14 protein-coding genes are annotated in these 11,106 nt (G+C 56.4%); all 14 read left to right on the top strand.

The features are described 5' to 3' along the window. Window positions 1-694: 694 nt before the first annotated feature. The 14 genes from tssA (at window position 695) to tssG (ending at window position 11,104) form a co-directional block, all read left to right on the top strand. On the top strand, window positions 695-2,254 hold the full coding sequence (gene tssA / locus LOY55_RS30100; protein WP_223523073.1) for a type VI secretion system protein TssA: 1,560 nt from the start codon (window positions 695-697) through the stop codon (window positions 2,252-2,254). Between the two features lie 32 nt (window positions 2,255-2,286). Continuing rightward, window positions 2,287-2,790, top strand: a complete 504-nt coding sequence (gene tssB / locus LOY55_RS30095) for a type VI secretion system contractile sheath small subunit (RefSeq protein WP_027926311.1) — start codon at window positions 2,287-2,289, stop codon at window positions 2,788-2,790. Between the two features lie 28 nt (window positions 2,791-2,818). Then, window positions 2,819-4,294, top strand: a complete 1,476-nt coding sequence (gene tssC / locus LOY55_RS30090) for a type VI secretion system contractile sheath large subunit (RefSeq protein WP_027926312.1) — start codon at window positions 2,819-2,821, stop codon at window positions 4,292-4,294. 13 nt (window positions 4,295-4,307) lie between these two features. After that, entirely contained in the window at window positions 4,308-4,715 is a 408-nt protein-coding gene (gene tssE, locus LOY55_RS30085) for a type VI secretion system baseplate subunit TssE (protein WP_223523072.1), read from the top strand. A 10-nt stretch (window positions 4,716-4,725) separates the two neighbouring features. Then, window positions 4,726-5,250 (top strand): PAAR domain-containing protein, encoded by a 525-nt coding sequence (locus LOY55_RS30080; RefSeq protein WP_046030733.1) that lies wholly within the window; start codon window positions 4,726-4,728, stop codon window positions 5,248-5,250. A gap of 10 nt (window positions 5,251-5,260) precedes the next feature. Next, window positions 5,261-6,232, top strand: coding sequence for a DUF6402 family protein (locus tag LOY55_RS30075; RefSeq protein ID WP_046030731.1), 972 nt, complete (start codon window positions 5,261-5,263; stop codon window positions 6,230-6,232). A gap of 2 nt (window positions 6,233-6,234) precedes the next feature. Beyond that, complete coding sequence (locus tag LOY55_RS30070) at window positions 6,235-6,636, top strand: hypothetical protein (protein WP_223523070.1); 402 nt, start codon at window positions 6,235-6,237, stop codon at window positions 6,634-6,636. A gap of 76 nt (window positions 6,637-6,712) precedes the next feature. After that, a complete protein-coding gene (locus tag LOY55_RS30065) occupies window positions 6,713-7,129 on the top strand; it encodes a hypothetical protein (protein WP_223523068.1) in 417 nt (138 codons plus the stop codon). A 2-nt stretch (window positions 7,130-7,131) separates the two neighbouring features. Further along, window positions 7,132-7,263 (top strand): hypothetical protein, encoded by a 132-nt coding sequence (locus tag LOY55_RS30060; protein WP_258667299.1) that lies wholly within the window; start codon window positions 7,132-7,134, stop codon window positions 7,261-7,263. Further along, window positions 7,260-7,481 (top strand): hypothetical protein, encoded by a 222-nt coding sequence (locus LOY55_RS30055; protein ID WP_046030729.1) that lies wholly within the window; start codon window positions 7,260-7,262, stop codon window positions 7,479-7,481. The genes LOY55_RS30060 and LOY55_RS30055 overlap by 4 nt, the downstream gene beginning before the upstream one ends. Further along, the gene (locus LOY55_RS30050) at window positions 7,478-7,900 is read left to right on the top strand and encodes a hypothetical protein (protein ID WP_223523066.1); all 423 of its coding nucleotides are present in this window, start codon (window positions 7,478-7,480) and stop codon (window positions 7,898-7,900) included. The genes LOY55_RS30055 and LOY55_RS30050 overlap by 4 nt, the downstream gene beginning before the upstream one ends. Further along, on the top strand, window positions 7,893-8,321 hold the full coding sequence (locus tag LOY55_RS30045; protein ID WP_109785761.1) for a hypothetical protein: 429 nt from the start codon (window positions 7,893-7,895) through the stop codon (window positions 8,319-8,321). Before LOY55_RS30050 ends, LOY55_RS30045 begins: the two co-directional genes overlap by 8 nt. Before the next feature lie 24 nt (window positions 8,322-8,345). Further along, the gene (gene tssF / locus LOY55_RS30040; RefSeq protein WP_223523064.1) at window positions 8,346-10,133 is read left to right on the top strand and encodes a type VI secretion system baseplate subunit TssF; all 1,788 of its coding nucleotides are present in this window, start codon (window positions 8,346-8,348) and stop codon (window positions 10,131-10,133) included. Then, window positions 10,097-11,104, top strand: coding sequence for a type VI secretion system baseplate subunit TssG (gene tssG / locus LOY55_RS30035; RefSeq protein WP_046030724.1), 1,008 nt, complete (start codon window positions 10,097-10,099; stop codon window positions 11,102-11,104). The genes tssF and tssG overlap by 37 nt, the downstream gene beginning before the upstream one ends. Window positions 11,105-11,106: the final 2 nt, after the last annotated feature.

Genomic DNA, 11,106 nt, shown 5'->3' with positions numbered 1-11,106 from the left:
GCTTTTTAAGCCCGTCCTTGAGCTCAGAAGAGAAAAAATTGCGCAGTCTGAGTCCATGATTGGTCTGCGCAGGCGTCAATGTTCTGCACGTTAACAAGCCATCGAGAGGGGTTATGTAGGATGCAGCCTGAAGCACCGTCAGAAACTTCCGTATTTCAGGATGTTGCATTGCAGTTGTGAGCGAAGTACTTACAATCGCACTGGATATCGCCGAACTTGAGTAACTATTCAAATTGTAAGTGATGTCACATCAATGGCACTTTTTTACAGTTCCATTGTCTGCTTTCGTTTTTCTTAACATCTCTGAAACATTTCAGAGCTTTCCTACATTCTTCCTTGCTAATTGTTGGCATGCTGCACACCTTCCGCGAAAGCTTGAAGCCAACAATCTGAGCCAGGTTGAGTATGCCGCTCTAACTCAATGGTTTCAGGGGCGTCAACCGAAGGCTGGGGAATTAAGGCGACATCAGGGAAACCCCTTGCACATATAGGGCAATCTCTTACAGGCAATAAACAACGCTTCGTCTTGTTGTTTAATCGGGTGCTTGCTAGTGGCCATCATAGTGATTACGATGCGCGCACTTGAAAGAGCACGAACTCAATTGGATGAGACTTCTCGCAGCTCTTTGATACTGTCCATACCCCCTGAAATTTTCATTGGGCGTACGACCGTAATACTAATTAAAGGCCATGGATGTCCTACTCAAGCAAACTTTCGGCGCATTACCTTGATCTCGCAAAAGTCTCTGTTTCCAAAGAGAATTTCGCGGGCGAGGATGTTCGCTTTTCGAGCGAATATGAGGCGTTGGAAAGCGAGCTGGCGAAAGCCTCGTCCATGCACGAAAGCGGTCAGATCGACTGGCTGAAAATCCGTGAAAACAGCGAAAACCTGCTGCGTAGCCAGTCCAAGGATTTGCGCGTCGGCGCCTGGCTGACCTGGGCTTTGTACCAGCGTGAATCCTTCCAGGGCCTGCTGGCCGGCCTCGGGTTGCTGCACCATCTGTCGGAGCATCACTGGGCCGAGATTCATCCGAACAAGCCCCGCACACGCGCCGCCGCCATCAGTTGGCTGGTGCCGCGTCTGGAGCAGGTGCTCACCGAAAACGTCGCGATCATAGAGCAGTTGCCGATGTTCCGGCGGCTGGTCGAACACCTTGAAGGCCTCGACGCCGCTTGCACCGAGCACCTGGGCGACGATGCGCCGCTGTTGCTGCCGATCTCCCGTCGCCTGAAAAGCATGGTGCAGCGCGCTGCCGACAATCAGCCGGAACCCGGTGTGGTCGGCGCCGCAGTCGCTCAGGTCAAACAAGCCGCCACGCAGTTGTTCACCCCCGGCGCACCGATCGATAACGAAAAAGAAGCCCACAAGGCCTTGCGCGCTCAGCAAGAGAGCGCGCGGCCGTTGTGTGCCTGGTGGCTCAAGCAGAAAGCCACCGACTTGCGCGCCTTGCGCCTCAATCGCACGTTGCTTTGGTTGCCGATCGATGCCATCCCCGAGCGCAATGCCGAGCAAATCACCGTGCTGCGCGGCTTGCCGGCGGACAAGCTCAAGGTCTATCAGGACCGCTACGATCAGGGCAAATACGCTGACCTGTTGGTGGAACTGGAGGCGAGCCTGGCGAAGGCGCCGTTCTGGTTCGATGGCCAGCGGATGGTCTGGGAATGCCTTCAGGCCCTGAACGCCGAGATGGCCATGCGCGAAGTGGAAATCCACTTCGCGCTTTTGATTCAGCGCCTGCCTGGCATCGTCGAGTTGCGTTACCACGATGGCGCCCCGTTTGCCGATCCGTCCACCCGGGCGTGGATCGCCGCCAATGTCATGCCGCACCTGCAAAGCGCCAGTGCGCCGCGCAAAGTCGAAACCGACGTCGATACCCAGCCGGCCTGGGAACTGGCCCTGGAAGAAGTCCTGCCGATTCTGCGCAAGGACGGCCTCAAGGCCGCCGTGCAGATCCTCAAGCAAGGCCTGCAAAGCGCTCAGGGCGGGCGCGTTCGATTCTTCTGGCAGTTCGCCCTCGCGCGGTTGTGCTTCATGGCCAAGAAATACGAACTGGCCAAGACCCAACTCGAAACACTGGACCAAACATTACAGGACTCAGGCCTGAACGCCTGGGAGCCCGATCTTGCGCTGGAAGTGCTGCATTTACTGCATAGCTGCTGCGAGTTGTTGCCGCAGAACCATGCCGTACGTGAACGCAAGGAAGAGATTTATCGCAGGCTGTGCCACCTCGATCTCGAAGTGGTACTCGAATAGGCCCCAGGGCCACAACCGCAAGGAGAAAAGCCATGGCCAAAGAAGGCTCGGTAGCCCCCAAGGAACGCATCAACGTCACTTTCAAACCTGCCACCGGTGGTGCACAGGAAGAGATCGAACTGCCGTTGAAACTACTGGCAATCGGTGACTACACCCACCGCAAGGACGAACGCAAAGTCGAAGATCGCAAGCCGATCAGCATCGACAAGATGACCTTCGACGAAGTACTGGCCAAGCAAGAGCTGAGCCTGACACTGAGCGTACCGAACCGTCTTCAGGAAGAAAGCGACACTGAAGAACTGGCCGTGAAACTGCGCGTCAACTCGATGAAGGACTTCAACCCGGCCAGCCTGGTCGAGCAAGTGCCCGAGCTGAAAAAACTGATGGAACTGCGCGACGCGCTGGTGGCCCTCAAAGGCCCGCTGGGTAACGCACCTGCGTTCCGCAAAGCCATCGAAGGCGTGCTCGCCGACGACGAATCCCGCGGTCGCGTACTCGGTGAGCTGGGCCTGAACGCCGCCGCCCAGGACGCCTGAGTCTCCATCAGCCAAGGAAGCCAACACAATGAGCACTAGCGCAGCACAGCAAAAGAGCAACGAGAACGGCGAATACAGCATTCTCGACAGCATCATCGCCGAAACCCGCCTGACTCCGGACGACGAAGCCTACGACATCGCCAAACGCGGTGTGTCGGCCTTCATCGAAGAGCTGCTCAAGCCGCAGAACAACGGCGAGCCGGTCAAGAAAGCCATGGTTGACCGCATGATCGCCGAGATCGATGCCAAGCTCAGCCGCCAGATGGACGAGATCCTGCACCACCCGGACTTCCAGTCCCTGGAATCGTCGTGGCGTGGCCTGCAGTTGCTGGTCGACCGCACCAACTTCCGCGAAAACATCAAGATCGAAATCCTCAACGTCTCCAAGGACGACCTGCTGGACGACTTCGAAGATTCGCCGGAAGTGATGCAGTCGGGCCTGTACAAGCACATCTACACCGCTGAATACGGCCAGTTCGGTGGTCAGCCTGTAGGCGCGATCATCGCCAACTACTTCATGTCCCCAAGCTCGCCGGACGTGAAACTGATGCAGTACGTGTCCAGCGTTGCCTGCATGTCCCACGCGCCGTTCATTGCCGCGGCCGGGCCGAAATTCTTCGGCCTGGAAAGCTTCACCGGCCTGCCGGACCTGAAGGACCTGAAAGATCACTTCGAAGGCCCGCAATTCGCCAAATGGCAGAGCTTCCGTCAGTCGGAAGACTCCCGTTACGTCGGCCTGACCGTGCCGCGTTTCCTGCTGCGTAACCCGTACGACCCGGAAGACAACCCGGTCAAATCGTTCGTCTACAAAGAAACCGTCGCCAACAGCCACGAACACTACCTGTGGGGCAACACCGCCTACGCGTTCGGCACCAAGTTGACCGACAGCTTCGCCAAATTCCGCTGGTGCCCGAACATCATCGGCCCGCAAAGCGGTGGCGCGGTGGAAGACCTGCCGTTGCACCACTTCGAAAGCATGGGCGAAATCGAAACCAAGATTCCTACCGAGGTTCTGGTTAGCGACCGTCGTGAATACGAACTGGCCGAGGAAGGCTTCATCTCCCTGACCATGCGTAAAGGCTCCGACAACGCGGCGTTCTTCTCCGCAAGCTCGGTGCAGAAGCCGAAGTTCTTCGGCATCAGCGCAGAAGGCAAGGCGGCAGAGCTGAACTACAAGCTCGGCACCCAACTGCCGTACATGATGATCGTCAACCGCCTGGCTCACTACTTGAAAGTGCTGCAGCGCGAGCAACTCGGTTCGTGGAAAGAACGTACCGACCTCGAGCTGGAACTCAACAAGTGGATTCGCCAATACGTGGCCGACCAGGAAAACCCGAGCGCCGAAGTCCGTGGCCGTCGTCCACTGCGCGCTGCCCAGATCATCGTCAGCGATGTCGAAGGCGAGCCTGGCTGGTACCGCGTCAGCCTGAACGTGCGCCCGCACTTCAAGTACATGGGTGCCGATTTCACCCTGTCGCTGGTTGGCAAGCTGGACAAAGAGTAAGCGGAGCTAACTCATGACTGGATACGGCAGCCTTTTCGAACGCCTGGGTGGCGACGCGGACAAACGCGTCGGCTGGAGCCGCGAGGTATCCGCCACGGCGTCCGTGGCTGCCCATCTGGCCAAGATGCTCAGCACCCGTGCGGGCAGCGTGCAAACGCTGTCCGATTACGGGCTACCCGATCTCAATGACATGCGTCTGAGCCTGCACGACTCCCTGAGTCAGGCTCGTCTGGCCATCGAAAATTTCATCGAAGCCTACGAGCCACGCCTGAGCAATGTGCGTGTCATCTCCCTGCCGCGTGACCACGATCAGCTTCGCCTGTCCTTCAGCATCGAAGGGCTGCTGGAAGTTGATGGTTTCAAGCGTCAGGTCAGTTTCGCCGCGCGCCTGGATGGCAGCGGTCAAGTGAAGGTCAACTAAGGAGATTCGTATGTCCGGCAAACCCGCAGCACGTGTATCCGACCCCACCGCTTGCCCGCTCCCCGGCCACGGCACCAACCCGATCGCCGCCGGTTCCGGCGACGTGTTCTTCGACGGCCTCGCGGCCGCCCGCCAAGGCGATGCCTCGGCGTGTGGTGGTGCGATGTCGGGCGGGTTGGCGACGACGGTTTTGATTAACGGCAAACCGGCTGCGACGGTGGATTCCGTCGGGACTCATGGCAACAAGGTTACGGCCGGGTCCGGGACAGTGATTATCGGGAATTCGCATTCGGCGGTGCCGTTTGTTCCTCCGTTGCCGGTGGAAATTCAGTGGCCGTTTACCGAACACTTCGTTGTGACTGATCCCGAGACAGGCGCGCCGATAGCGGATCGCGGATACACAATCCGCACGGACTCAGGAAAAGAAATAACAGGTGTCACGGATAGTGAAGGAAAAACTTCGGTAATTGGCTCCTCAATTGCTGAAGGGGTTACGTTGCTTTTAGAACCTCAAAACTCTATTGCCATTTGCTGAGGTTTATTCCATGCCCGCGCCGATCAAAGCTCCTCTGACTCCAGCTCAGAATAAAGAAGGTCAAAGCGTTCAAGCTAAGGTTTTTCAGCTTTCTTCAATTCCTAAAGTTATGGATAAATTGGGTTGGACGGTGGCCGCTCGTGTCATGCGGAAGTGGTTCGCTGGTGAGCCCTATGAGTTGCCAAAATCTGTTAAGCAAGGTGACATAGCAGCGAGTACCTTGAGTGCGGATAAGCTTATAACTGATATACCGTTTGAGTGGTTGTTTACTGGGTCGAAGCGTGTAAAGCCAAAAGTTGATGAGTATATTGCTGAGCTATCATCAACATCAGAATTTAACGGAAGTGCCGGTAGAGTAAAAGGTTCGCTCGACGAGCTTTCTAAAGGGCTGATCGTATTGATGACGCGACTCCAGCGACTTGGCTTGCTGGATGCAAAGTCAAAGAAGCTAAAAAGCGCATACCTGGATTACAGTGATAAAACAGCTATTGAGTTGGAGGATATATCCCAATTTAATTTGATTAGGTTCGGGGCTAAAGATTGGGAAAAGGCTACGGATGCGTTGGATGATGTATACGGCGCTTTAGGGACTTTCGTCGTAAAAGTCGCGGCAACTAAATTTCGCACTATTCAAAACGATCATGGCTTTCCCGCAATAGAAATAGAGCAGGTTGGCCTTTACGTTCGGGATACTTACGACTTTCTCAATGCCGGGGACGATCAATTATTGGGCTATTGGGCGCCTGAAGGGGTAACCCGGCCCGGTCCGATTGACTATTTTGCCGAGCCTGCGTTGATTGAAAAAGCCGGAGTCGAATATCACAAAGTGACGAATGGGCACTTTAATAAATATCGGCAAGTGAACGGGAAGGGTGGAGATATGATGATTTATACGACGGTCAAATTGTATGACGTGTCTTTTATAATTCATCTTGGTCCTATCGATTTTGAAGAGTACCTATCTCGCTCTGGGTCTAAGTGATTATGAAAAAAATGTCGTATTTGTTGGTGCTGATATTGCTTGTAGTAGGCGCGCTTGTTTCCGTTTGGCTATACATTAAGCATGGGGCTGCCGTTACGGCGGAAGTTTATTCCACGACTTGGAATGAAGCTAAAACTTGTTATATTAATTCGTATATACCGAAGTATTCTAATTTTGGCGTCGCAGGGAAATTTGTAAAGCTTTTCACTAGTGAAGCGTTTTTTCGAGTGTATAGCGTTGACGGTGAGTTGCTGAAGTCGTCTGAGTGGCTGCTTTGGCAGAATGAATTCACGACAGATGAGCGCTCGCAATGGGTTAATGGTCATGCGATTTATCCAACTTCAACCGGGTACGAAGGGTGGAGTATTACAGCGTGCGCGCCGTTAGATGACGGAAAAGAATAAGCAAACTGTCGGATTGGAGGGGAAGTGTATTGAGCATATTTATCAGCAACACCCCACACAAGGTTCTGGAGATCTGATGTCCAGGCTCACTAGGGAGGGGGAGTTGTGCCAGTGCACGGATAAAAAGCGCCTGTCCATTACTTTGCTTATCGCTTTCCTGAGCTCCATTGGGCTGCTGGCGATTTTGGTTTTGTTTGCTGTGCTGTTGCGTATGGAACGGTCCGTCGCCCCGACTTTGATTGCTCATCCCAATGCGCTTTGGGTGGGTGGCGAAGATGGTGGGGTATTTATCGAAGTCTCCAAGGCCGAAGCACCAAATTACTACGTACAGGTTCGTCACGAGAATGGCGATATGTGGTCGCAAGGCTGGGTTCGATACAGCACGAAAGACGGTTTTCCTCTGAGCGCTGCCGGTATTACAGGGTTTGACGGCGAACAACTTTATCTACACACCAGCACGGCGATGACGCCTGAAAAAGCGAGAGACCGGTAATCATGGACGAGCAAAAAGAACAGCAAAAAGAGGTCGGGCCTCATCTCCATTTCTACGCCCTGCAATCCGTCAAACGTGAACGTGATGGTTATCAGCGCAGCTGGACCCTCGAGGATGGAGCCTTTTGCCCATGATCGACGTATCGGACGAGATGCGCATGTATCTGATGTTCATCGCCGACAGCAATCTGTTCGGCGGCATCGCGATCTTGAGTTTTCTGCTGATTGTCACGGCGATCAGCAAGCGACTGCGTCAGTCATGGCTGCATCGCTCGCTGACGTTCATGGTCCTGATTTCATTGGTGGCCATCGAAATCGTGGGCAGCTGTTACTCCTCGGTGCGTCCCGCATGAACATGCTGGCCCGCATCGTCTGCTGCCTGTTGATCCACAGTGTTTTCTGTGTGGGTTACGCGTTTCTGAATAACTTCGCGGCCGACTGGTACATCTCGACCTACGGCGGCTTGACCTCCCGTGGCGTGAACATTCGTCTTACCAGCAAATTCCTCTACGAGTTTTTCCTTGTCTTCAACGCGGTGCTGGCGCTGATTCCTGTGCTACGTGTGAAGTTGATCCTGTGGGCGATCTGGGTAGGACTAATTCTCCTGTGGATGCTGCCGCATCATCCGCTACGGGCGCTGCTCTATGGCATCGGCCAAGGAATATTCACCTTGACGGGGATCCTTCTCAGCACCGGGCTGGATGGCTGGTACAAGCGCAAAGTAGTTGGCGCAAAAGCCTCGAAGCTCGCGTCGGGGGCCGACCATGCTTAGCCGAGCGCAACTGAGTTTCTTCATGGTTGCCTTGTGGTGGCCATTGCTGGCGGTGCTGGCGATTTTTTCCTATGGCCTGTGGATTGGCGAGTACTCCACGTTCGACTCATCCGAGACCCATTGGGTGTACCTGTTGTGGTGGGGCATCCCCGGTCTGTTGATGTTTTCGCTGTGGACTTCTCGATCCGCCAAGAACCGTAGCGAGCAACAAGCGCTGCGGATGGTCTGGTTGGCGCCGTTGAAGTTCATTCCGTTCTACGCCGTGCCATGGATGCTTTATGGCTTGTTCAGTCTGGTCGCCGGGCAGCTCAGTGACTCTTACATGGCCTACGGCTGGATCCTGATCGTGCCGTACCTCCTGATCGCCGGCTACGTCTGTGCGGGTCTGACGGTAGCGCTCTACAGGACGTTTTATTCATGAGATTCAATACCAGGCAGGTACCCCGTGTCCTTTAACCACTACTACCAAAGCGAACTCACCGCACTGCGCCAGTTAGGCCGCCGTTTCGCCGAGCGTAGTCCCGCGTTGGCACCTTTCCTCGGCCAGGCTGGGCGGGATCCGGACGTGGAGCGGTTGCTGGAAGGTTTTGCGTTCCTGACCGGTCGCCTGCGTCAGAAGCTCGACGACGAATTGCCAGAGCTCAGCCATTCGCTGATGCAGCTGCTGTGGCCCAACTACATGCGCCCGCTGCCGGCGTTCAGCATTTTGCAGTTCGACCCGCTCAAGCGCTCCGGGCCTGCGTTGAAAGTCGAGCGCGATACGCCGATTGAAAGCGTGCCCATCGAAGACGTGCGCTGCCGTTTCCGCACGTGCTACCCGACCGAAGTCCAGGCGCTGGATCTGGCCGCGCTGACCTATTCGGTGAAGGGCGACGGTTCGTTGTTGAGCCTGCGGCTGGAGATGAGCGCGGACGGTCATCTGGGTGAGTTGGAACTGAACCGTCTGCGCCTGCACTTCGCTGGCGAGCGTTACATCAGCCAGATGCTGTACCTCAGCCTGTTGCGCAACCTCGAAGGCATCGAACTGATCCCGCTGGATGGCGCAGGCAAACCCATCAACGGTGTCAGCGGTAAACCGATGGCGTTCAAGCTGCCCGGCGACCGTGTGCAGCCGGTGGGCTTTGCCGAAGAAGAGGCATTGATTCCGTATCCGCTGAACACCTTCCGTGGCTATCGCTACCTGCAGGAGTATTTCGCCTTCCAGGACAAGTTCCTGTTCGTCGACGTCAATGGTCTGGACCTGCTCAAGGCGCTGCCGGAAGACACGCTGAAGCAGATGCGCGGCCTGGAATTGCGCTTCGATATTCGCAAGAGCGGCATCATGCGCATGCGTCCGACGCTGGACAACGTGAAGCTCTATTGCACGCCCATCGTCAATCTGTTCAAGCACGATGCGTTGCCAATTCGCCTCGACGGCAAGCAGGACGAATACCTGCTGCTGCCCGCCGAATACGACCTGGAAAACTGCGGCGTGTTTTCGGTGGAAACCGTCACCGGCTGGAAGCCCGGCGGCCTCGGTTATCAGGAATACGTGCCGTTCGAATCCTTCGAGCACGACCCGAGTTTCGACGTGCCCACCAGCCGTCCGCATTACAGCATTCGCCAGCGTTCGTCCTTGCTGCACGACGGTCTCGACACTTACCTGAGCTTCGGCATCCGCCACACCGAAGCCCATGAAACCCTGTCGATCGAGCTGACGTGCACCAACCAGAACCTGCCGCGCAAGCTCAAGCTCGGCGACATTTGCGTGGCCTGCGAAGAGACGCCGGAGTTCCTGAGTTTCCGCAACATCACCCCGGCCACTTCCAGTTTCGCGCCGCCGCTGAACCGTGACTTCCTGTGGAAGCTGATCAGCAACATGTCGCTTAACTATCTGTCGCTGGCCGACGTCAATGCGTTGAAGGTGATTCTCGAAACCTACGACCTGCCGCGCTACTACGACCAACACGCGGAGAAGGTCAGCAAACGCCTGCTCGGCGGGCTCAAGTCGATCAAGCATCACCACGTCGACCGTTTGCATCGCGGCTTGCCGGTGCGCGGGTTGCGCACCGAGCTGACCATCGACCCGGAAGGCTATATCGGCGAAGGCGACCTGTTCGTGTTCGCTTCTGTTCTTAACGAGTTTTTCGCGCTTTACGCCAGTCTCAATTCGTTCCACGAGCTGCGGGTAAAAAGCACACAGGGAGAGGTGTACCAATGGACACCACGTATGGGCCTGCAGCCCCTGCTTTAAGCGGGCTGACCCGGGTAATACGCGAGTACTCGCTGTTTCAGGCCGTGCTGCTGGTGATCGACCGGCTGCGCGCGGCGCACCCGTACCTGAGCGAAGACGATCTGTACGACCAGCTGGAATTCCAGGCCAACCCGAGCCTGGGTTTCCCGGGCAGCGACGTCGATCGCGTGGAGTTTTTCGAAGAGCACGGGCAGATGCGCGCGCGCCTGCGGTTCAACCTGATCGGCCTGGTCGGTTCCGGTTCGCCGCTGCCGGCGTTCTATGGCGAACAGGCCTTGGGCGACAGCGAAGACGGCAACCCGACGCGCAACTTCCTCGACCTGTTCCACCATCGCCTGCAACGGCTGATGCTGCCGATCTGGCGCAAGTATCGCTACCGCGCGAGCTTCCAGAGCGGCGCGCTCGACCCGTTTTCCTCGCAGCTGTTTGCCTTGATCGGCCTGGGTGGCGAAGAGATCCGCAAGGCCCAGGAACTGAACTGGAAACGCCTGCTGCCGTACCTCGGTTTGCTCAGCTTGCGGGCACACTCGGCGGCGCTGATCGAAGCGGTGTTGCGTTACTACTTCAAGCACGAAGACCTGGTCATCGAGCAGTGCATCGAGCGTCGCGTGGAAATTCTCGACGAGCAGCGCAATCGTTTGGGCCGAGCCAACAGCCTGCTGGGCGAAGACCTGGTGCTGGGCGAGCACGTGCGCGACCGCAGCGGCAAATTCCGTATCCACATCACCCAACTCGACTGGCAGCGATTCCATGAATTCCTGCCGATCGGTTTCGGCTACCAGCCTCTGTGCGCGCTGGTGCGGTTCACCCTGCGTGACCCGCTCGACTACGACATTCGCCTGGTGTTGCGCCAGGAAGAAATCCCCGAACTGCGCATCGGTGAGCAGAACGCCTGTCGCCTGGGATGGACCAGTTGGCTGGGCCGCGAAAAAGCGGACGGCGTGGTGACCCTGGGCAGCAAAATTCATTAAGG

This window comes from Pseudomonas sp. B21-040 (assembly GCF_024748695.1).
Taxonomy (GTDB): Bacteria; Pseudomonadota; Gammaproteobacteria; order Pseudomonadales; family Pseudomonadaceae; genus Aquipseudomonas.
The sequence above is the reverse complement of the archived record's forward strand: the minus strand, read 5'-3'. Positions and strand labels throughout refer to the sequence as shown.